The sequence below is a fragment of the Streptomyces sp. NPDC057249 genome, assembly GCF_042669245.1.
Classification (GTDB): Bacteria; Actinomycetota; Actinomycetes; order Streptomycetales; family Streptomycetaceae; genus Streptomyces.
Map to the genome: position 1 here is coordinate 164962 of NZ_JBHUXS010000013.1, position 20750 is coordinate 185711.

Consider the following 20750-nt stretch of genomic DNA (forward strand, 5'->3'; position numbering starts at 1 on the left):
GTTCCACCCCCACATCCGTGATCCGCACTCAGCTGGTGCGGAAGGACACCACCAGGTACTCCTTGTCATCCAGGGAGCTCTTGCGCGGTGCGCTGATCATCGTCTCGGAGATGAAGAAGCGTCCCTGCGCGTAGCGGAACTCCGCGTAGTCCGAGGAGAAGCTGGTCTCCGCGTCCCGGACGGCCTCGTCGGACGGGTTGCGCATCAGGACCGTCTGCTCGAAGGTGCTGCCGTCGATCGAGACGACCTCACCGCCCTTGTCGTACGGGGGTTCCCGGTACGCGATGATGTTGTCGCCGTCCATGCGCAGCGGGAACATCGTGAACTTCTCGCCCGCGTCGGCCCGGTCGCCGGTCTGCTTGCCGGTGGTGAGGTCGAAGGAGACGATCTCGTTGGTCCGGCTGAAGCTCTCGCCGGTGCCCTCGTGCTCCTCGGTCGGCAGGTAGATGCGGTTGTTGCCGACGGCGAGGTGCTGGCACTGCTCGACCTCGGTGGAGCCGCACCGGGCCGCGTACTTCTCGGCGTCGGCGGAGATACGGATCTTCAGCTTGCCGGTGGCCTCGTCGATCGAGAAGAAGTCCGAGATGCTGCTGCCGTCGCCGGCGGTGTCGCCGACGTCGGCGGCGACCACGAGCGGCTTGGTGGAGACGATGCTCGCGTAGTCGACGCCGGCCGGCATCTTGTACGAGGAGAGCGGGGCGCCCGTCGTCGGGTTCAGCGCCTGGATGACCAGCTGCGGGTCGTCGTACGTACCGCACTTGCGGACGACGGCCAGGGCCTCGCCGCCGCCGTACCCGGCGTCGTAGCAGCCGTCGGTGCTGGCCTTCGGCTTCCAGAGCTCGGCGCCGGTGTCCAGCTTGAAGGCGGCGCCGCCGTCGGTGCCGCCCGCGGCGACCGTGTTGCCGCTGAGGGTGACCTCGGCGAAGCGGATCGGGCGGTCGCCGCCGGTGGCGGCGGTGATCGACTTGCTCCACAGCAGCTTGCCGGTGGCCAGGTCGAGGGCACCGACCTTGTTGCAGCTCTGGTAGCTCTTGGCCTTGGTCCGCTTGGCCTCCTCGAAGAGGATGGCGGTCTTGTAGTCCTTGCTCATGTGCCGGGACGCGGCGCACACCTGGCCGTCCAGCGGCACCGACCAGAGCTTGGTGCCCTTGTCCAGGTCATAGCCGACGACCTCGTTGACGCCCGTCTTCACGTACGCCTTGTCGGTGATCCAGGAGCCGTCGACGGTGGTGACGTCGGTGACCTTGGGCTGCGGGAGCTGGAAGCCGACGGCCGAGTCGACGTTCGCCGGGGCCTTCTCCTTGCCGCCGGTGCCACCGCCCTTCCCGCCGTCGTCGCCCTTGCCGCCCTTGTTCTCGCCGGAGGTGCCGGCGGAGGAGCCCGCCTCGTCCTTCTTGTCGTCCCCGCCGCTGGAGGCGTACCAGATGCCGCCGCCGACGATCAGGGCGACCGCGACCACGGCGGCGACGATGATCTGGGCCTGGGTGGAGAACTTCTTCCCGCCGCCGCCCTGCTGCGGCGGCTGGTAGGCCGGCTGCATCGGTGCGGTCGGGTAGCCGTACGGCTGCTGCTGGCCCTGCTGCGGGAAGCCGTAGCCGGGCTGGGTGGGCGGCTGGGGCGGCTGGCCCTGCGGGAAGCCGTAGCCCGGCTGCGTGGGCGGCTGCGGGTAGCCGTAGCCCGGCTGCTGCTGGGGCGGGCCGGGCGGCGGGGTCGGGGCGCCGAAGCCACCGGGGGGCGGGTCCTGCGGCGCGCCGAAACCGCCGGGCGGCGGGTCCTGCGGCGCACCGAAACCGCCCTGGGGCGGGTCGTTGGGCGGCTGCTGGGGCGGCTGGGTCATGGCGTTGCGTACCTCGGGGAAAGGGGATCGGTCGGGTTCGTCCGGGTGGGGGGAGCCGTCAGTTGCCGAAGGCCATCATGGTGTTCGTCTCCAGCTCTTCCTTGTCGTTGCCCGCGCTGACCCGCCCGCTCGTGATGAACGAACGCCCATCCACGTACTGGATCTTCGGGTTGTAGAAGGAGCGCTCGATCTCCGAGGTCGAGTCCGGGTGCTGGAGCACCATCTTCGGGCTGCCGCCGGTCGGGGAGAGGGTCGCGATGCCGCCGCCCTTGCTGTAGCCGCCGTCGATGTAGAGCAGGACGTTGCCGCCCTCCATGCCGAGCGGCTGCATGGTCTGCTCGGCGGGGGAGTTCGCCTTCCACTTCGTCTTGCCGGTGTTCAGGTTGAACGCGACGACCTTGTTGGTGCGGTCGGAGCCGCTGGAGTCGTCCGTGGTGGACATGTAGAAGGTGTTGGCGTCGGCGGCCACGCCGACGCAGCCCTGGAGCCGCTGGCCGAAGATGGTGAAGCCGCCACCGCAGTCCGGGGAGAACTTGTCGCCCTTGTCGCTCTTCATCTGGGAGCGCAGCGTGCCGTTCTCGCGGAGCGCGAGGATGCTCCACTCCTTGTCGTCGCTGGTATTGCCCTTGGTGAGGGAGACGACGAGGGGGGTCACCGAGTAGACCTTCTCCACCTCCCAGCCGCGCGGGGGCTTGTAGGTCCACTTCGCCTTGCCGGTGGCGGGGTCGAGTTCCTCGATCTCCTGCTGCGGGTTGTTGACGTCGTCGGTGCGGCAGTTGACCGCGGCGATGAGCTTGGGGCCGCCGGCGAAGGCGAACGGCTGGCAGTTGCCGCTCCGCTTGCCGAAGACCTCCTTGCCGTCGCTGACCCGGAAGGCGTCGGAGGCGCCGGTGCGGCCGGCTGTGACGGTGTCGCCGCTGATGGCCATGGAGAGGTCGGACATCATGTCGAAGAGGCCGCTCTTCTTGACCTCCTTCTTCCATCCGGCCTTGCCCGTGTTGAGGTCGATCTGCTGGAGGGCGGAGCAGTCGGCCTTGTCGGTGGTGCCGTTCTTGATCGCGATGACGATCTTGCCGTCGGAGGTGGTCTGCTCGGGCGCGGAGCAGATGTCGGCCGGCAGCTTCAGCGTCCAGGCCTGCTTGCCGTCGGCGACCGAGTAGCCGGAGACCGTGCGGTACATGCCCTTGACGATGGTGTCGCCGACGATCCAGGGTCCGTAGACGTCCGCGCCGTTGCGCGGGAGGTCGACGTCGTTCTTCTGGAGCCAGAGGACCTTGGCCTCGCCGTCCTTGCGGCCGCTGTTGAGGTCGTCGTCCTCCTCCCGGCCGGTGCCGTTCCCGTCGCCCTGGTCGACGGAGGGCGACCCGGACGGCTTGGTGACCTGCTCGCTCTTCTTGGCGACCGGCTTGTCGTCGTCGCCGTCGCCCCCGCTCGTCGCGAAGTACACGCCGCCGCCGATGACCAGGAGCGCGGCGACCGCGGCGCCGATGATCATGGTCGGCTTGCGCTTGAACGGGCTGCCGCCGCCGGGGCCGTTCGGACCGGGCGGCACGGGCGCGCCGGGGTGCTGCTGCGGCGGGAAGCCGTAACCGGCCTGCGGCTGCTGGGCGTACGGACCCGGCTGCGGCTGCCCGTACGGGCCGGGCTGCTGGCCGTACGGGCCGGGCTGCGGCTGTCCGTAGGGGCCGGGCTGCTGGCCGTACGGGCCCGGCTGCTGCGGCTTGTCGTAGGGGCCGGGCTGCTGCGGGTAGCCGTAGCCCGGCTGCGTGGGCGGCGGGGTCGGCGGCGCGGCGGGGGCCTGGGGCGGCGCGGCGGGCGGCGGAGTCTGCGGCGGGCCCTGGGGCGGCTGCGGTACCCCGTGCGGCGGCTCCTGCGGAGCGCCGAAGCCTCCCTGCGGCGGTTGCTGTCCGGGCGGCTGGGTCATCAGCGCGTCCCCCTTCGTGCGGTCCGGTGCCCGTTCCGGACTCCCCCGCGATCTCGCCGGCACCGGGGGCAAGGCCCCCTGGAGCACGGCGAAATGGAGCGAATCGGGCATGGATTCCGCAGTGTCACGTCAGTCGAGCGGGACTTCTTTGTACCACCCGTCCGAGGGCGTCCTCCGGTTCGGTCCGCCCCTGTTCCCAAGGGAGGACCGGGCCGTGATGCCGTCGTGATGCTTCGGACCGTCAGCCGCCGTAGACCACGATGGAGGGCGCGTCCACCTCGTCGTCGCCGTCGATGCCGCTGAGCCGTGACGGCGTCAGCAGGGTGCGTCCTCCGGTGTACGCGATGCGCGGTTCGTAGATGCCGCGCTCCAGCTCGACGCCGGACACCGGGTGGCGCTGGACGAACTGCGGAGTGCCACCGGTGGAGGGGAGAGTGGCGATCCCGCCGCCCTTGCCCTCGGCCGGGTGGACGTACATCAGCAGCTTGCCGCCCTCGGTGCGCAGCGGGGTGACGGCCTGGCCCTTCGGTGCATCGGCCGACCAGCGGAACTTCCCGGTGTCCAGGTCGAACGCCACGACCTTGTTGGCGTGGAACTCCCCGAACTCGCCGTACGCGGTGCTCATGTAGAAGGTCTTCGCGTCGGCGGCCACGCCCACGCAGTTGTCCAGGTTCCGGCCGAGCGACATCATGTCCCGCTCGCACTTGACCCGGAGGTCGCTCGGTCCGCCGGAAAGCTGGGTGCGGTAGGTGCCGTCGGCGTTGAGGACGAGGACCCCCCACTTCTCCGGCTGCTTCAGCGAGACGACGAGCGGGTTGACGGAGAGGATCTGGGAGACCTCCCAGTCCTTCTTGAGCTTGTACGTCCACAGAGCCTTGCCGGTGGCGGGGTCGATCCGCTGCACCTGCTGGTCCTTGTACTGGTCGTCGGCGGTGTGGCAGCTGACCGCCGCGATGGCCACCGGTCCGCTGACGAGGCCGAACGGCTGGCACTTCCCGGGCCGTTCACCGAAGAGCTGCTTGCCGTCGCTGATCCGGAAGCCCTCGGTCCGGCCGGTGCGTCCTACGGTGACGGTGCCGCCGTTGGTGGACATCACGAGGTCGGAGAGCCCGTCCCAGGCTCCTTCACGGACGTACGACTTGCGCCAGCCGGCCTTGCCGGTCTTCAGGTCGACCATCTGGAGCGTGTCGCACTGGGCGTCGGCGGCGGAGTCGTGCCTGATCCCGAGAACGATCTTGCCGTCGGCGGTGGGCTGCGAGGGCGCCGCGCACATCTTGGTCGGCAGCCGGAGGTTCCACCGCGGGGTGCCGTCGGAGAGCGAGTAGCCGGAGACCGTGTTGAACAGGGCCCTGACGACGAGGTCCCCGGCGAACCAGGGGCCGAACTGGTCCTCGCCGTCGCGCGGCAGGTCGACGCCGCCCTTCTGTATCCAGCTCACCTTCACCTCGCCGGGCTTGACGCCGGCGTTGATGGTCCGCGCCTCCTCCTCCGGGCTGACCACCGGTTCCCCGGTGGCCCCGCCCTTGGTCGGCGAGGGCGTGACGGTGGGCTTCGCGGAGTGGGTCGGCCCGGCCAGCGGCTTGTCGTCGTCCCCGTCGCCGGTGGCGAACCAGATCCCGCCGCCCGCGAGGAGCGCCACGGCGACCGCGGCCCCGACGATCTTCGCGATCCGGCCCCGGAACGGCCCGCCCCCGCCCCGCGGCCCGCCGGGCCCGGGGGCCGCGTACTGCTGCTGGGTGGGCATCTGGTGCAGCCCCGGCGATGTGTACGGGCCGGGCTGGGCGTACGGGCCGGGCTGGGTGTACGGACCGGGCTGGGTGTACGGACCCGGCTGGGGCTGTCCGTGACCCTGCGGCGGATAGCCGTAGCCGGGCTGGGCGGGTGGCTGGGTGTACGGACCGGTCGCCGGATCGTACGGTGCTCCGAACCCGCCCTGCGGCGGCTGCTGTTCGGGCGGCTGGCTCATCGGACCCGTCCCCCTGTGGTGAAAGTGGCACGGTCGTGGCCCGCACCGGCCAGGGCTTCTTTGTACCACCCGCCCCACGCGTGACGACGCTCAGGCGTCCTCGGCCAGTTCCAGCCAGCGCATCTCCAGCACGTCGCGTTCCGCGACCAGTTCGCGCAGCTCCGCGTCCAGCTTCGCCACCTTCTCGAAGTCCGTGGCGTTCTCGGCGATCAGGGCGTGCAGCGTCGTCTCGCGGGTCGACATCTTCTCCAGCTGCCGCTCGACCTTCTGGAGCTCCTTCTTGGCCGCGCGGGCCGCCTGCGCGGAGACCGCGGGCGCCGGTGCGGCGGTCTGGGCGGCGGGGGCGGCGGCCGGGGCGGCCGTCTCGGCCTGGCGCTGCCTGCGCTCCAGGTACTCGTCGATGCCGCGCGGCAGCATCCGCAGCGTCTTGTCGCCGAGCAGGGCCATGACCCGGTCCGTGGTGCGCTCGACGAAGAACCGGTCGTGGGAGATCACGATCATGGAGCCGGGCCAGCCGTCGAGCAGGTCCTCCAGCTGGGTCAGGGTCTCGATGTCGAGGTCGTTGGTCGGCTCGTCCAGGAAGAGCACGTTGGGCTCGTCCATCAGGAGGCGCAGGATCTGGAGCCGGCGCCGCTCGCCGCCGGAGAGGTCGCCGACGGGCGTCCACTGCTTCTCCTTGGCGAAGCCGAACTGCTCGCAGAGCTGTCCGGCGGTCATCTCGCGCCCCTTGCCCAGGTCCACCCGGTCCCGCACCTGCTGGACGGCCTCCAGCACCCGCAGGTCCGGGTTCAGCTCGTGGACCTCCTGGGAGAGGTAGGCGAGCCGGACGGTCTTGCCGACGACGATCTTCCCGGCGGCGGGCTGGACCTCGCCCTCGGTGCGGGCGGCCTCGGCGAGCGCCCGCAGCAGCGAGGTCTTGCCGGCGCCGTTGACCCCGACCAGGCCGATGCGGTCGCCCGGGCCGAGCTGCCAGGTGAGGTGCTGGAGCAGGGTCTTGGGGCCGGCCTGGACGGTGACGTCCTCCAGGTCGAACACGGTCTTGCCGAGCCGGGCGTTGGCGAACTTCATCAGCTCGCTGGTGTCGCGCGGCGGCGGCACGTCCGCGATCAGCTCGTTGGCGGCCTCGATGCGGTAGCGGGGCTTCGCGGTGCGGGCGGGGGCGCCGCGCCGCAGCCAGGCCAGCTCCTTGCGCATCAGGTTCTGCCGCTTGGTCTCCTCGGTCGCGGCGATCCGCTCCCGCTCGGCGCGGGCGAACACGTAGTCGCTGTAGCCGCCCTCGTACTCGTGGACCGTGCCGCGCTGCACGTCCCACATGCGGGTGCAGACCTGGTCCAGGAACCAGCGGTCGTGGGTGACGCAGACCAGCGCGGAGCGGCGGGCGCGCAGATGGCCGGCGAGCCAGGTGATGCCCTCAACGTCGAGGTGGTTGGTCGGCTCGTCGAGGACGATCAGGTCCTGCTCGGCGATGAGCAGCTTGGCCAGCGCGATCCGGCGCCGCTCGCCACCGGAGAGCGGGGCGATGACCGTGTCCAGGCCGTTGGCGAAGCCCGGCAGGTCGAGCCCGCCGAAGAGGCCGGTCAGCACGTCGCGGATCTTGGCGCTGCCCGCCCACTCGTGGTCGGCGAGGTCACCGATGACCTCGTGGCGGATGGTGGCCTCGGGGTCGAGCGAGTCGTGCTGGGTGAGGACGCCCAGGCGCAGCCCGCCGCTGTGCGTGACGCGGCCGGTGTCGGCCTCCTCCAGCCGGGCGAGCATCCGGATCAGCGTCGTCTTGCCGTCGCCGTTGCGGCCGACGACACCGATCCGGTCGCCCTCCGAGACGCCGAGGGAGACACCGTCGAGCAGGGCACGGGTGCCGTACACCTTGCTGACCTGCTCGACATTGATGAGGTTGACCGCCACGAACGCTCCAGCTACGAGGAAGACTCCGGCCTTCCAGCGTAGTCGCCGCCGCACGGACCTCCGTACGAGTGCCCGCCCGCCCCGGTGTACGTTGCGCGCATCGATCAAGGGGTGGGGTTGTCATGACACGTCGTACGGTTCGCGGGCTGGTGCCCGTCCTGCTGGCCGCGTCCGCGCTGGCCGGCTGCTCGTCGGACGCGGATTCCGGCGCGGACGCGAAGCCGGGGAAGTCCGCGGCGCCCGCGGTGAAGGCCGCGGCCAAGGGCGGCACGGTCGGCGGCGCCGGCTCCGGCTGCGAGCTGCCGGTGACGTTCGACCTGGCGGAGGACTGGAAGCCGAAGGCCGTCGAGATCGACCCGGACTCGGAGCTGGCCGAACTCGGGACGCAGGGTCCGGTCACCATGGTCTGCGAGATCGACGCGAAGCCGGCCGGTCAGATCGGCTTCCTGCGGGTGTGGCGGGCGAAGGCCACGACGGTCACCCCGCGCGAGGCGCTGAAGGGCTTCGTCGGGGCGGACGAGAACGCCTCCGGGGCCGCGTACAAGGAGGTCACGAGCGGCGGGCAGCCGCTGACCGAGGTGGCCTACACGGCCCACAGCGAACTCATGGACGAGGACCGCCCCGCCCACGCCTTCGCCCTCGCCACCCCCGAGGGCCCGGTCGTGGTCCACCTGGGCGGCCTGGACGCGGACGAGCACGAGGAGATGCTGCCGGCGTACGAGCTGGCGAAGAAGTCGGTACGGGTGGGCTGACCGGCCGCCTAGACGACCGTGGCCCCCCGGGCCGGGGAGGCCGCCGTGCGTGCCGTGCGGCAGGTCCCCGAGGCGGTGAGGGCGGCGGCCACCTCGCGGGCCGTCGCCTCGTCCTCGGTGAGGAACGCGGTCGTCGGGCCCGAGCCGGAGACCAGGGCCGCCAGCGCGCCCGCCTCCGTGCCCGCCGCCAGGGTCGCGGCGAGGGACGGGCGCAGGGAGAGCGCGGGGGCCTGGAGGTCGTTGCTCAGGGCGGCGGCCAGGGCCTTGGCGTCGCCGGACCGCAGGGCGTCCAGGAGGGCCTCCGACGCCACCGGCTCCGGGACGCGGGTGCCCTCCGTGAGGCGGTCGAACTCGCGGTACACCGCCGGGGTGGAGAGCCCGCCGTCGGCCACCGCGAACACCCAGTGGAAGGTGCCGCCGACCTCGACCGGGGTCAGCCGCTCGCCCCGGCCGGTGCCGAGCGCGGCGCCGCCGACCAGGCTGAACGGCACATCGCTGCCCAGCTCGGCGCAGAGGGCGAGCAGGTCCTCGCGGGGCGTGCCGGTCCCCCAGAGTGCGTCGCAGGCCAGCAGGGCGCCGGCCCCGTCCGCGCTGCCGCCGGCCATGCCGCCGGCGACCGGGATGTCCTTGTCGATGTGGAGGTGCACGTCCGGCGCGATGCCGTGCAGCGCGGCCAGGGCGGACGCCGCCCGCGCGGCCAGGTTCGACGCGTCCAGCGGGACCTGCGCCGCGTCGGGCCCGGAGCAGGTGATGCGGAGGCTGTCGGCGGGGGTGGCGGTGACCTCGTCGTACAGGCCGACGGCGAGGAAGACGTTGGCCAGGTCGTGGAAGCCGTCCGGGCGCGCGGCGCCGACCGCGAGCTGGACGTTGACCTTGGCGGGGACCCGTACGGTGACACTCACTGCGCGCTCCCGGTCCCGTCGGCGGGCTTGTTCTCGGCCACGGCGGCGAACTCCTCGATCGTCAGGGACTCGCCGCGCGCCTGCGGCGAGATGCCCGCCGCGACCAGGGCGGCCTCGGCGGCCGGCGCGGAACCGGCCCAGCCCGCGAGTGCCGCGCGCAGCGTCTTGCGGCGCTGGGCGAACGCCGCGTCCACCACCGCGAAGACCTCTTCCTTGCTCGCGGTCGTCGCCACCGGTTCACGGCGGCGCACCAGCGAGACGAGCCCGGAGTCCACGTTCGGCGCGGGCCAGAAGACCTTGCGGCCGATGGACCCGGCGCGCTTGACGTCCGTGTACCAGTTGGCCTTCACCGACGGCACGCCGTAGACCTTGTTGCCCGGCCGGGCGGCCAGCCGGTCCGCGACCTCCGCCTGCACCATGACGAGGGTGCGCTCGATGCTGGGGAAGCGGTCGAGCACGGTGAGCAGCACCGGCACGGCGACGTTGTACGGGAGGTTGGCGACCAGCGCCGTGGGCGGCGGGCCCGGCAGCTCGCGTACGAGCATGGCGTCCGAGTGCACCAGCGCGAAGCGGTCGGCGCGGGCGGGCATCCGGGCGGCCACGGTGGCGGGCAGGGCCGCGGCGAGTACGTCGTCGATCTCGACGGCGACGACCCGGTCGGCGACCTCGAGGAGCGCGAGGGTCAGCGAGCCGAGGCCCGGGCCGATCTCGACCACCACGTCGTCCGGCCGGACCTCCGCCGTGCGCACGATCCGCCGGACCGTGTTGGCGTCGATGACGAAGTTCTGCCCGCGCTGCTTGGTGGGGCGTACGCCGAGGGTGTCGGCGAGTTCGCGGATGTCTGCGGGGCCCAGGAGGGCGTCGGGCTCAGTGGTGCTCACCTGTCAAGCGTACGGGGCCCTGGGCGGGCCCCCGCTCAGTAGTCGAACGCCCTCGCCGTGTTCTCCGCGATCGCCTCCGCGAGCGTGTCCTCGTCCAGCCCCTTCACCGCCGCCATCGCCCGCAGCGTCACCGGGATCAGGTACGGCGCGTTGGGCCGGCCCCGGTACGGCGCCGGGGTCAGGAACGGGGCGTCCGTCTCGACCAGGACCAGTTCCAGCGGGGCGACCGCCAGTGCGTCGCGCAGCGGCTGGGCGTTCTTGAAGGTCATGTTCCCGGCGAACGACATGAAGTAGCCGGCCTCCGCGCAGACCCGGGCCATGTCCGCGTCGCCGGAGTAGCAGTGGAAGACGGTCCGCTCGGGCGCGCCCGCGTCCGCGAGGATGCGCAGGACGTCCGCGTGGGCCTCGCGGTCGTGGATGACGAGGGCCTTGCCGTGCCGCTTGGCGATCTCGATGTGGGCCCGGAAGGACTCCTCCTGGGCGGCCATGCCCTCGGGGCCGGTCCGGAAGTGGTCGAGCCCGGTCTCGCCAACCCCGCGTACGTGCGGCAGCGCGGCCAGCGCGTCGATCTCGGCGAGGGCCTCGTGCAGCGCGGCGGTGCCTCCGGCCTCCCGGGCACCCTGCCGTGACCAGCCATCCGGATCGCCGTGCACGATGCGCGGCGCCTCGTTGGGGTGGAGGGCCACCGCCGCGTGCACGTTCGGGTGGGCGGCGGCGGTCTCGGCGGCCCAGCGGGACCCCTTCACGTCGCAGCCCACCTGGACCACGGTCGTCACGTTCACCGCGGCGGCCCTGGCCAGGCCCTCCTCGACGGTGCCGTCCTGCATGTCCAGGTGGGTGTGCGAATCGGCGACCGGCACCCGGAGGGGTTCCGGCAGGGGCGGGGCTTCGCTGCGGCTCATGGCCACGATCGTACGAGGACCGGGGCGGTCCGCCCTACGAGGCGGCTACGGCGTCACTTCCGGAACGGGTGCAGGAGGTCGGAGAGGTGCCAGTGGTGGCCGGCGGACGGGGCGGCGGTCGCGGCCACCGGCTCCTCGGCCGGCTCCTCGGGCATCAGCGGCCCGGCCGCGGGCTGCGAGCGGTTCTGGTTGTACAGGAAGCGCTGGATGTTGGAGACCCGCCCGGCCCGCATGATCCGCACGACGTGCCCGCCGCAGTTGGCGCAGGTCGGGGTGGACAGGGGCGAGGGCACCCGTTCGCCGTCCGCCTTGTAGACCACGTAGGCGTGGCCGGACGCGTCGACGTGGTGCTCTATCTCGTACGCCTGCTCCCACCCGTGGCCGCACCTCATGCAGGCGAACGCGTATGCCTCGTGTGCGGTGGCTGCTGTGATGTCGCTCATGCCTGCTCCTCTTGTCCGTCGGACAAGCACTCCGGGGAATGCGCCCTGCCTTCCAGTGGACGCCTTCACCGGCGGGAGCGCACCGGGCCCTGTCGAGTATTGGAGCGGTTTTGGGCTTCTCGTGGTCAAAGGGGCCGGTACGCGGCTCCCGCTTTGCTTTTCAGGTTAGTCCTTTGCCGTCCGCATGGCCGGTCCGGGCGGCATTCTTTGCCGCGACGACGGCGTCGAACACCTCGCGTTTGGGCAGGCCCGCCTCGGCGGCGACGGCGGCGATCGCCTCCTTGCGCCGCTCCCCCGCCTCCTCGCGCACCCGCACCCTGCGCACCAGCTCGTCGGCGTCCAGGTCCTCCCCGCCGGAGGGCGCGCCCTCGACCACGACGGTGATCTCCCCGCGTACCTGCTCGGCGGCCGACCAGGCGGCGAGTTCGCCCAGCGGACCGCGCTTGACCTCCTCGTACGTCTTGGTCAGCTCGCGGCACACCGCGCCCCGCCGCTCGGCGCCGAAGACCTCGGCCATCGCGGCGAGGGTGTCGTCCAGGCGGTGCGGGGCCTCGAAGAAGACCATCGTGCGGGGCTCGCGGGCGACCTCGCGGAGCTTGGAGAGGCGTTCGCCGCCCTTGCGCGGCAGGAACCCCTCGAAGCAGAACCGGTCCACCGGCAGCGCGGACAGGGCGAGCGCGGTGAGCACGGCGGACGGGCCCGGCACGGCGGTGACCCTGATGTCCTGCTCCACGGCGGCGGCGACCAGCCGGTAGCCCGGGTCGGAGACGGACGGCATCCCGGCGTCCGTGACCAGCAGCACCCGGGCCCCGCCGGCCAGCGCCTCCACGAGTTCGGGGGTACGGGCGGACTCGTTGCCCTCGAAGTACGAGACGACCCGGCCCGTGGTGTGAACGCCGAGCCCCTGGGTGAGCCGGCGCAGCCTGCGGGTGTCCTCGGCGGCGATGACGTCGGCCGCCTCCAGTTCGGCGGCGAGGCGGGGCGGGGCGTCCGCCAGGTCGCCGATGGGGGTCCCTGCGAGCACGAGCGTTCCAGTCGTTCCAGTCACAAGCCCCATCCTCCCGCACGGGGAACACCTCTCCCACAGACGTGTTCCCTACGATGGCGCGGTGACGAGTACTGCGCCCGAAGCCCGGCAGGGCGAAGACGCCGGGGAACAGCACGGCCCTGAGCCGACCTCCTGGCAGCGGCGGCTGCGCCGCTTCGGCCATTCCCCGCGCCCGGGAATCGGGCTGCGGGAGCGGCTGATCCCGCCGTACACCCGGCCCGGGAACCAGCTGTGGGCGGTGCTCGGCGTGCCGCCGCTGCTCGCGGACCGGCTGGTGCGCTGGTCGGCGTGGGGCGGTCCGCTGCTGGTCGCGGCGGTGGCGGGGGTGCTGCGCTTCTGGAAGCTGGGCAGCCCGCACGCGGTGATATTCGACGAGACGTACTACGCGAAGGACTCCTGGGCGCTGATCAACCAGGGGTACGAGGGCGCGTGGCCCAAGGACGTCGACAAGCTGATCCTGAACGACCCCTCCCAGGTGCCGGTGCCGACCGATCCCGGGTACGTGGTGCACCCGCCCGTGGGCAAGTGGATCATCGGCCTCGGCGAGCAGATGTTCGGGTTCACGCCGTTCGGCTGGCGGTTCATGGTCGCCGTGCTCGGCACGCTGTCGGTGCTGATGCTGTGCCGGATCGGCCGCCGGCTGTTCCGCTCGACGTTCCTCGGCTGCCTGGCGGGCGCGCTGCTCGCGGTGGACGGGCTGCACTTCGTGATGAGCCGCACCGCGCTGCTCGACCTGGTGCTGATGTTCTTCGTGGTGGCCGCGTTCGGCTGCCTGCTCATCGACCGCGACTGGGCCAGGGCCCGGCTCGCGGCGGCGCTGCCGGTGAACGAGGAGGGCGTGCTGCGCCCGGACGCGAAGGTCGCGGAGACCCTGCGCCTGGGGTGGCGGCCGTGGCGCATCGCCGCCGGTGTCTCGCTGGGCCTGGCCGCCGCGACGAAGTGGAACGGCCTGTACATCATGGTCGCGTTCGGCCTGATGACCGTGTTGTGGGACGTGGGCGCGCGCCGCACCGCCGGGGCCGTCCGCCCGTACACGGCGGTGCTGCTGCGGGACGTACTCCCGGCGTTCGTCTCGGTGGTCCCGGTCGCGCTGGTCACGTATCTCGCGTCCTGGACGGGCTGGATCGTCCGGAACTCGCCGGACCGGCACGGCTACTTCCGGGACTGGGCCACGACCGACGGCAAGGGCGGGAACTGGACCTGGCTGCCGGACTGGCTGCGCAGCCTGTGGCACTACGAGCACCAGGTCTACGACTTCCACGTGAACCTGACGTCCGGGCACACGTACCAGTCCAATCCGTGGAGCTGGATCGTGCTGGGCCGGCCCGTCTCGTACTTCTACGAGGAGCAGAACGGCTGCGCCGACTCGGTGACCGGGAAGTGCTCCCGCGAGGTGCTGGCGATCGGGACGCCGCTGCTGTGGTGGGCGGCCTGCTTCGCCCTGGTGTACGTGCTGTGGCGCTGGGTGTTCCGCCGCGACTGGCGGGCGGGCGCGATCGCCTGCGGGGTGGCCGCGGGGTGGGTGCCGTGGTTCCTGTACCAGGAGCGCACGATCTTCCTGTTCTACGCGGTCGTGTTCGTACCGTTCCTGTGCCTGGCGGTGTCGATGATGATCGGCGCGATGCTGGGGCCGGCGGCGGGGACGGGGCCACGGTACGAACTCGGGCTCGCCAGGCCCGATCCCTCCGGGGAGCGGCGGCGGACGCTGGGGGCGGTGGCGGCCGGTGTGCTGGTGCTGCTCATCATCTGGAACTTCATCTACTTCTGGCCGCTGTTCACGGGGACGCCGATCCCGGAGGGCTCGTGGCGGGACCGGATGTGGCTGGACACCTGGATCTGAGCGGCCCCGTCCCGCCATTCACGCCGTGTCCGCGTCGCATTCCGATAACAACCGTTACTCCCGTCACTACCGTCCCGTAAGGTGCCCCGTACAACCTTCTTGAACGCGTTCAAGAAGGGAAGCTCCGGGGGATGGGGACAGCACGGAATGCGTAGTGGAGCGAAGGTAGGCATAGTCGGCGGGGTGTTCGCGCTCGTCCTGGGCGGGGTGGGCTACGGGGCGTACAACATCCTGGACGGCCTCGGGGACAGCGGTGTCGGTGGCAACACGAGCACGGCCGCCGACTCCTCCGAGGTGAGGTCGGGGCCGGTCACCAAGGACGAGATCGCCGACACGTCGAAGAAGTTCCTCGCCGCGTGGGCGAAGGGCGAGGCGGCGGTCGCGGCGGCGCTCACCAACAACAAGGCCGACGCGGAGACCGCGTTGACCGGTTACAGCGACACGGCGCATGTCACGGGGGCCGTGATCACCCCGGGCAAGGCGACGGGTTCGACGGTCCCGTACACCGTGAAGGCGAAGGTCTCGTACAAGGGCACGACGAAGTCCTGGTCGTACGCCTCGAAGCTCACCGTCGTACGCGGACTGACCACGGGCCGCCCGCTGGTCGACTGGGAGCCCTCCGTCATCCACCCGGAACTGGAGAAGGGCGAGTCGCTGGAGACCGGCGAGTCCTCCAGCGCGTCGATCGAGGCGGTCGACCGCAACGGGCAGGTGCTCACCAAGGAGAAGTACCCGTCGCTCGGCGGCATCCTGGACGAGCTGCGCAAGAAGTACGGCGAGAAGGCCGGCGGCACGACGGGCATCGAGACCTGGATCAACAGCGCGAGCGCCGACGGCGTGGACAAGACGCTGCTGACCCTGGTCAAGGGCAAGCCGGGCCGGGTGCCGACGACGCTGGACGCGAAGGTGCAGGCGGCGGCCGAGCGGGGCGTGAAGAAGTTCGAGAAGGCGTCGGTCGCCGCCGTGGAACCGTCGACGGGCGCGATCCGGGCGATCGCCAACAACCCGCCGACCGGCTTCGAGACGTCCCGCAGCGGTGCGGTGGCGCCCGGCTCGACGATGAAGATCATCACCTCCGCGATGATCATCCAGAACGGTCTCGGCAGCGCGAACGCCCCCGTGGAGTGCCCGTCGCAGGTGCGCTGGGAGGGGGTCACCTTCCACAACCTCGACAACTTCTCGATGCCGAGCGCGACCCTGAAGACGGCCTTCGCACGGTCCTGCAACACCGCCTTCATCAAGCCGGTCGCGCCCCTAAAGGACAAGCGGGACACCGCCCTGGCCGTGGAGGCCGAGCAGTACTTCGGAATCGGCAAGAACTGGCAGACGGGCATCGTCACGGTCGACGGCAAGGTCCCCGAGTCCTCCGGCGCGGAGACCGCCGCCTCGTTCATCGGCCAGGGCAAGATCCAGATGAACCCGCTCAACATGGCCTCCGTGACCGCCACCGCCGTCAACGGCCGCTTCCGCCAGCCGTTCATCGTGCCGCAGTCGCTGGACAACCGGACCTTCGCCACCGCGACCCCGCTACCGCCCGGCGTCTCCGGCCAGCTCAAGGAGATGCTGCGCTACACCGCGACCGCCCCCGAGGGCACCGGCACACAGGCCATGGCGAGCGTCGGCGGTGACAAGGGTGCCAAGACGGGCTCGGCGGAGGTCGACGGCCACGCCACCTCCGACAGCTGGTTCACCGGCTTCAGCAACGACCTGGCGGCCGCCGCCCTGGTCCAGTCCGGCGGCCACGGCGGCGACGCGGCGGGCCCGGTCGTCGCGGAGGTCCTGCGGGCGGGGCCGTGAGCCCGGCGGACCAGGGGCCCGGGGCGGCGGCGGACCGGCCGGTGCTGGTCGACCCCGGCGTCGACGTACCGGTCCCCGCCGAGGGCGAGACGTGGGCCGTCGGCGCGGTGATCCTCGACGGTCGGGGCCGCGCCTTCGCGCAGAAGCGCGGCCCCCGCCAGCGGCTGTTCCCCGGCTGCTGGGACATCGTGGGCGGCCATGTGGAGCCCGGCGAAACCCTGTTGACCGCCCTCGCCCGGGAAGTGGGCGAGGAGACGGGATGGCGCCTGCGCCGGCTCCGGACCCTGCTCGGCGTCACCACCTGGACCGGCGACGACGGCGGCGGGCTGCGCCATGAGGCGGACTACCTCGTGGAGGTCGACGGCGACCTGGCCCACCCCGCCCTGGAGTGGACCAAGATCAGCGATCACGGCTGGTTCGGCCCCGGAGACCTGAACCGGCTCAAGGAGAACCGCGACCCCGCCGACCTCCTGATCCACGACAGGATCGCCGCCGCGCTGCGGGTCTCCGGCGCTCAGTAGCCCACCGTGAAGTGCCGCTCCCCGCGCGGGTGTTCCAGCTCGTCCAGGACCGCCGACGCCAGGTCCTCCGCCGAGATGCGGGATGTACCGTCCTCCGTGGTGAGGAGGGTCGTCGTGCCCCGGCGGTACGCACCCGTGCGGGGGCCCGGCTCCAGGACGGCCGGCGGGCTCAGGTAGGTCCAGTCGGCCTCGTGCGCCTGGCAGGCGGCCAGCTGGGCGGAGCTCGCGGCGGCCACCGTGCGCCACTGCGGCGGTACGTACGCGGGGTCGTCCACCACCAGCCGCCCGGGGTGCCCGGGGACCGCCAGCGGGCCCGCGCCGCCGACCACCAGGATGCGCGTCCCGGTCTTCGCCGCCGCGTCGAGCAGCGCGGTCGTGGTCGCCGCGATCGTGTGCTCGCGCCCCACGGGCGGACGGGTCGCGGCCACCACCGCGTCGACGCCCTCGAACAGGGCGCACATCGCGTCGGTGTCGTCCGCGTCGCCCGCCACCGGGGTGACGCCGGGCGGCAGGGTGTCCGGGCGGGTGGTGCGGTACACCGCGAGGAGCGCGTGGCCCCGGTGCGCGGCTTCGGTGACGACGCGGGAGCCGGTCATGCCTGCGGCTCCGAGAACGGCGATCCTCATCGAGGGGTCCTTTCGGGTAGGGGAGTTGAGGGGAGGACGGGGGTACGGGCGGCGCGCCCGGGAAGCTGGCCCCCGACGATCGAGGCGAGGGCGAGCGCGAAGCCCGTGAGCTGGACCGGACCGAGCGTCTGGCCGAGGACGAGCGCGCCCAGGCCGGCCGCGACGAGCGGCGAGAGCAGGCCGAGGACGGCGACCGAGGTCACCGGCAGCGCGCCGATCCCCCGGAACCACAGCGCGTACGTCAGCAGTCCGCCGACCAGGCCCAGCCAGAGGTAGCCGAGCGCGGCACGGCCGTCGATCGCGGGCGGGGCTCCCTCGGCGAGGAAGGTGACCGGCGCCAGGAAGAGGCCCCCGGCGGTGAGCTGCCAGCCGGTGAAGGCGAGCGGGCCGACCCCTTCGGGCCTCCCCCACCGCTTGGTGAGCGTCACCCCGAGCCCCATCGTGGCGGCCCCGGCGAGACCGGCCGCCACTCCGGCGGCGTCCAGCTCCGCGCCCGGCCCGATGACCACGAGGCCGACGCCGAGCACCCCCGTCACGCCCCACACCAGGGGCCGGGCGGAGAAGGGCTGGCGCAGGACGGCCATCGCGAGGACGGCGACGACGAGCGGTTGCGCGGCGCCCAGCGTGGCGGCGACGCCGCCCGGGAGCCGTTCCGCCGCGATGAACAGCAGCGGCAGGAAGAGCCCGATGTTGAGCACCCCGAGCACCGCCGCCTTCCCCCACCAGGCGCCGCGCGGCAGCGTGCGGGTGACGGCGAGGGCGATCAGCCCGGCGGGCAGGGCGCGCAGGAGACCGGCGAACAGCGGGTGCCCGGCCGGCAGGAACTCCGTGGTGACGATGTAGGTCGTGCCCCACACCGCCGGGGCGAGTGCGGTCAGGGCGGTACGGGGCAGCGCCCCGGCAGCCCCCCGCACGGGTCGGCTTGTCATGCCTCGAAGTCTCGGCCCCGGCTCATTGATGAGTCCAACACATGTCCGTCACCGCATTGATCTCGATCCGCGATGAATGGACGATGCCCCCGTGGAACTTCAGCAGATGCGTTACGTGGTCGCCGTGGCCGAGACCGGCAGCTTCACCCGGGCCGCCGAGCGGTGCCTGGTCGTGCAGTCGGCCCTGAGCCACCAGATCGCCCGCCTGGAGCGGGAGCTGGGCGGGCGGCTCTTCGAGCGGACCACCCGCCGGGTGCGGCTCACCCCGGCCGGCGAGGCGTTCCTGCCGGCCGCCCGCCAGTGCCTGGAGGCCGCCGAGCGGGCCGCCGCCGAGGTCGCGGCGGCGGTCGGGGAGGTGCGCGGCCGGCTCGCGGTGGGCCTGATCCCGACGGTCACCGCCGTCGACATCCCGGCCGCCCTGGGCGCCTTCCGCCGGCGCCACCCGCACGTCCGCGTCAGCCTGCGCGTGGGCGCCAGCGACGAGCTGGCCGAGCAGGTCCGCGAGGGCACCCTCGACGTGGCCTTCCTCGGGCTGCCCGCGACCGCCGTGCCCCGGGGCGTCGGCCGCCACGAGCTGGCCCGCGACCGGCTCGTCGCCGTGGTCGCCCCGGACCATCCACTGGCCGGGGCGCCCTCCGCCGACCTGCGGAGACTCGCCTCGGAGGTGTTCGCGGACTTCCCGGCGGGCACGGCCGGACGCGCCCAGACCGACCAGGCGTTCGCCGCCGCCGGACTCGCCCGGGACGTGGCCTTCGAGGTCACCACCGCGGACTACATCGCGAGCCTCGTCGCCCCCGGCCTGGCGGTGGCGATGCTGCCGCCCGCGTACGCCGCGCGGCTGACCGGCGTGGTGGCGATCGAGGTCTCCGACGCCCCGGTCCGCGTCCAGCACGCCACCTGGAGCCGGTCCGGCCGCACCCCGGCCGCGACGGCGTTCCTGGGGGCGCTCGGCATCCCCGTGACGGCCGGGGAGGGGTCGTGAAGTGACGGCACGACGTATTGACACGCTCTTGTCAGGGACGGAACACTCCACGGGAGAGCGCTCTCCAAGCCCGGCCACAGCGCCTCCGTCCTCCCCGGCCGGGCGCTCTCCGCCACTCCGTACTCCCCCACGACGCGCAGGAGGTCCCTCCATGCCACGGAGGTCCAGAACCCTCACCGGACTGCTCTTGTTCACCTCGTTGAGCCTGACCACGGCCGGGATCGCCGGGATCGCCACGACGGCGAACGCGGCCCCCGAGACGAGCGCCGCCGCGCACAGCGGGCACACGGCGTACTCGATGCCGGGGATGCCCGGCATGCCGGCGTCCACCCAGGCGTCGGGCGACGACCCGGACGGGGACGGCTACATCATGGCCGACCCGCCGGTCACCGGGGTCACCCCCTCGATGGACGTCCCGCCGCAGGCGTACTTCCACGAGTTCCAGGCCAAGTGCGCCCCCACGCACACCGCGCCGGACGACCCGATCGTCTACCCGGGCCAGCCCGGCAAGTCCCACGACCACACGTTCATGGGCAACACCACGACCAACGCCGACACCACGGCCGCCTCGCTGGAGACCGGCAACACCACGTGCCTGGCGCCCGGTGACAAGTCGGCGTACTGGATGCCGAGCCTGTTCAAGGGGGACCAGAAGATCCTCCCCGACGGCGTCCAGACCATCTACTACAAGGCGGGCGTCACCGACTACCGCAGCGTCCGCCCCTTCCCCAAGGGCCTGCGGTTCGTCGTCGGCAGTCCGATGCAGAGCAAGGAGGAGTTCAAGAACCTCAAGGGCACCGTGGAGGGCTGGGAGTGCGGTGACTCCTTCAAGAACTACGACTTCCCGGCGTCCTGCCCCGACCGCCGGGACGTCCAGCTCAATCTGCGCCTCCAGGCGCCGAGTTGCTGGGACGGCATCCACCTGGACACGCCGGACCACAAGAGCCACATGGCGTACCCGGTCGCGGGCGGAGCCAACTACAACTCCTGCCCGGCGGACCACCCGGTCGCGCTGCCGATGATCGAGTTCAAGATGGCATGGCCGGTCAACGGTGACATGTCGCAGGTGAGGCTGGCGAGCGGAGCGGGCTACTCGTTCCACTACGACTTCATGAACGCCTGGGACACCGCCACGCTGGACGCGATGGTCACCCACTGCATCAAGGGCGGCCTCCAGTGCGACCCGCACGGCTACGACGAGAACCACCCCGACAAGGGTGCGGTGCTCGACGGGAACTACGAGCTGCCGTAGCCGGCACCGCGCGCCCCCACAGGTCCGGGGCCTTTTTTCGGCCCCCGCCGGAGAGCGCTCTCCAAGATCGCGGAGGCCCCGGACCACGCGCGCGGCACGGACTGGGGCTCCTCGCTCCACGAGTTCGGCGCCCCCAGCTGACGGGCCGCCCCGACCGCGGAAGGAGCGGCACCACCACCGCCTCGGCGCCCGTTTGAGGGAACGGCCGCGCCGCGACCGGCCCCCCGGGACTGCGCCCGGGGGGCC

Annotated in this window: 17 protein-coding genes; 6 read left to right on the forward strand and 11 right to left on the reverse strand. The window is 72.3% G+C overall.

The annotated features are described in order from the left end of the window. Positions 1-28 precede the first annotated feature (28 nt). The 4 genes from ACFUJY_RS24030 to ACFUJY_RS24045 all read right to left on the reverse strand — a co-directional run bounded on the left by ACFUJY_RS24030 (position 29) and on the right by ACFUJY_RS24045 (position 7629). Positions 29-1837 carry a PQQ-binding-like beta-propeller repeat protein gene (locus ACFUJY_RS24030; RefSeq protein ID WP_383303057.1) on the reverse strand — a complete coding sequence of 603 codons (1809 nt, stop codon included), beginning with the start codon at positions 1835-1837 and terminating at the stop codon, positions 29-31. 58 nt (positions 1838-1895) lie between these two features. Further along, a complete protein-coding gene (locus ACFUJY_RS24035; RefSeq protein WP_383303059.1) occupies positions 1896-3761 on the reverse strand; it encodes a PQQ-binding-like beta-propeller repeat protein in 1866 nt (621 codons plus the stop codon). 241 nt (positions 3762-4002) lie between these two features. Then, complete coding sequence (locus tag ACFUJY_RS24040) at positions 4003-5727, reverse strand: PQQ-binding-like beta-propeller repeat protein (RefSeq protein ID WP_383303062.1); 1725 nt, start codon at positions 5725-5727, stop codon at positions 4003-4005. 90 nt (positions 5728-5817) lie between these two features. Further along, on the reverse strand, positions 5818-7629 hold the full coding sequence (locus tag ACFUJY_RS24045; protein ID WP_383303221.1) for an ABC-F family ATP-binding cassette domain-containing protein: 1812 nt from the start codon (positions 7627-7629) through the stop codon (positions 5818-5820). 122 nt (positions 7630-7751) lie between these two features. Between ACFUJY_RS24045 and ACFUJY_RS24050 the strand changes: the two genes are divergently transcribed. Further along, entirely contained in the window at positions 7752-8381 is a 630-nt protein-coding gene (locus ACFUJY_RS24050) for a lipoprotein (RefSeq protein WP_383303065.1), read from the forward strand. Between the two features lie 8 nt (positions 8382-8389). Here the strand turns inward: ACFUJY_RS24050 and ACFUJY_RS24055 are convergent, their stop codons facing one another. The 5 genes from ACFUJY_RS24055 to rsmI form a co-directional block, all read right to left on the reverse strand. Next, positions 8390-9283: a 4-(cytidine 5'-diphospho)-2-C-methyl-D-erythritol kinase gene (locus tag ACFUJY_RS24055; protein WP_383303068.1), complete on the reverse strand. Its 894-nt coding sequence runs from the start codon at positions 9281-9283 to the stop codon at positions 8390-8392. Then, complete coding sequence (gene rsmA, locus ACFUJY_RS24060; protein WP_383303071.1) at positions 9280-10164, reverse strand: 16S rRNA (adenine(1518)-N(6)/adenine(1519)-N(6))-dimethyltransferase RsmA; 885 nt, start codon at positions 10162-10164, stop codon at positions 9280-9282. Before rsmA ends, ACFUJY_RS24055 begins: the two co-directional genes overlap by 4 nt. Before the next feature lie 35 nt (positions 10165-10199). Then, entirely contained in the window at positions 10200-11066 is an 867-nt protein-coding gene (locus ACFUJY_RS24065) for a TatD family hydrolase (RefSeq protein WP_383303073.1), read from the reverse strand. Positions 11067-11119: 53 nt separating this feature from the next. Further along, positions 11120-11509 (reverse strand): hypothetical protein, encoded by a 390-nt coding sequence (locus ACFUJY_RS24070; RefSeq protein ID WP_383303076.1) that lies wholly within the window; start codon positions 11507-11509, stop codon positions 11120-11122. A 160-nt stretch (positions 11510-11669) separates the two neighbouring features. Continuing rightward, a complete protein-coding gene (gene rsmI / locus ACFUJY_RS24075) occupies positions 11670-12566 on the reverse strand; it encodes a 16S rRNA (cytidine(1402)-2'-O)-methyltransferase (RefSeq protein ID WP_383303079.1) in 897 nt (298 codons plus the stop codon). A 52-nt stretch (positions 12567-12618) separates the two neighbouring features. On the opposite strand from rsmI, the gene ACFUJY_RS24080 reads away from it, so the two are divergent. From ACFUJY_RS24080 to ACFUJY_RS24090, 3 genes are all read left to right on the forward strand, one after another. Next, complete coding sequence (locus ACFUJY_RS24080; protein ID WP_383303082.1) at positions 12619-14397, forward strand: dolichyl-phosphate-mannose--protein mannosyltransferase; 1779 nt, start codon at positions 12619-12621, stop codon at positions 14395-14397. A 147-nt stretch (positions 14398-14544) separates the two neighbouring features. Beyond that, positions 14545-16194 (forward strand): penicillin-binding transpeptidase domain-containing protein, encoded by a 1650-nt coding sequence (locus tag ACFUJY_RS24085; protein WP_383303084.1) that lies wholly within the window; start codon positions 14545-14547, stop codon positions 16192-16194. Next, on the forward strand, positions 16191-16715 hold the full coding sequence (locus tag ACFUJY_RS24090) for an NUDIX hydrolase (protein ID WP_383303087.1): 525 nt from the start codon (positions 16191-16193) through the stop codon (positions 16713-16715). The genes ACFUJY_RS24085 and ACFUJY_RS24090 overlap by 4 nt, the downstream gene beginning before the upstream one ends. Here the strand turns inward: ACFUJY_RS24090 and ACFUJY_RS24095 are convergent. Both ACFUJY_RS24095 and ACFUJY_RS24100 read right to left on the reverse strand, forming a co-directional pair. Next, positions 16709-17341, reverse strand: a complete 633-nt coding sequence (locus tag ACFUJY_RS24095; RefSeq protein ID WP_383303090.1) for an NAD(P)-dependent oxidoreductase — start codon at positions 17339-17341, stop codon at positions 16709-16711. The two genes, ACFUJY_RS24090 and ACFUJY_RS24095, sit on opposite strands and share 7 nt — an antisense overlap. Then, on the reverse strand, positions 17338-18270 hold the full coding sequence (locus ACFUJY_RS24100) for an EamA family transporter (RefSeq protein ID WP_383303093.1): 933 nt from the start codon (positions 18268-18270) through the stop codon (positions 17338-17340). The genes ACFUJY_RS24095 and ACFUJY_RS24100 overlap by 4 nt, the downstream gene beginning before the upstream one ends. A gap of 91 nt (positions 18271-18361) precedes the next feature. Between ACFUJY_RS24100 and ACFUJY_RS24105 the strand changes: the two genes are divergently transcribed. Together ACFUJY_RS24105 and ACFUJY_RS24110 are read left to right on the forward strand one after the other, a co-directional pair. Next, the gene (locus ACFUJY_RS24105; protein WP_383303096.1) at positions 18362-19252 is read left to right on the forward strand and encodes a LysR substrate-binding domain-containing protein; all 891 of its coding nucleotides are present in this window, start codon (positions 18362-18364) and stop codon (positions 19250-19252) included. Between the two features lie 151 nt (positions 19253-19403). Beyond that, positions 19404-20504 carry a DUF1996 domain-containing protein gene (locus tag ACFUJY_RS24110; protein WP_383303098.1) on the forward strand — a complete coding sequence of 367 codons (1101 nt, stop codon included), beginning with the start codon at positions 19404-19406 and terminating at the stop codon, positions 20502-20504. Positions 20505-20750 lie beyond the last annotated feature (246 nt).

What these genes read in the sequence shown, in the direction of transcription:
- ACFUJY_RS24030 (WP_383303057.1), bottom strand. Translation starts at nt 1,837, where the DNA reads ATGACCCAGCCGCCCCAGCAGCCGCCCAACGACCCGCCCCAGGGCGGT.
- ACFUJY_RS24035 (WP_383303059.1), bottom strand. Translation starts at nt 3,761, where the DNA reads ATGACCCAGCCGCCCGGACAGCAACCGCCGCAGGGAGGCTTCGGCGCT.
- ACFUJY_RS24040 (WP_383303062.1), bottom strand. Translation starts at nt 5,727, where the DNA reads ATGAGCCAGCCGCCCGAACAGCAGCCGCCGCAGGGCGGGTTCGGAGCA.
- ACFUJY_RS24050 (WP_383303065.1), top strand. Translation starts at nt 7,752, where the DNA reads ATGACACGTCGTACGGTTCGCGGGCTGGTGCCCGTCCTGCTGGCCGCG.
- ACFUJY_RS24065 (WP_383303073.1), bottom strand. Translation starts at nt 11,066, where the DNA reads ATGAGCCGCAGCGAAGCCCCGCCCCTGCCGGAACCCCTCCGGGTGCCG.
- ACFUJY_RS24070 (WP_383303076.1), bottom strand. Translation starts at nt 11,509, where the DNA reads ATGAGCGACATCACAGCAGCCACCGCACACGAGGCATACGCGTTCGCC.
- rsmI (WP_383303079.1), bottom strand. Translation starts at nt 12,566, where the DNA reads ATGGGGCTTGTGACTGGAACGACTGGAACGCTCGTGCTCGCAGGGACC.
- ACFUJY_RS24085 (WP_383303084.1), top strand. Translation starts at nt 14,545, where the DNA reads ATGCGTAGTGGAGCGAAGGTAGGCATAGTCGGCGGGGTGTTCGCGCTC.
- ACFUJY_RS24095 (WP_383303090.1), bottom strand. Translation starts at nt 17,341, where the DNA reads ATGAGGATCGCCGTTCTCGGAGCCGCAGGCATGACCGGCTCCCGCGTC.
- ACFUJY_RS24100 (WP_383303093.1), bottom strand. Translation starts at nt 18,270, where the DNA reads ATGACAAGCCGACCCGTGCGGGGGGCTGCCGGGGCGCTGCCCCGTACC.
- ACFUJY_RS24110 (WP_383303098.1), top strand. Translation starts at nt 19,404, where the DNA reads ATGCCACGGAGGTCCAGAACCCTCACCGGACTGCTCTTGTTCACCTCG.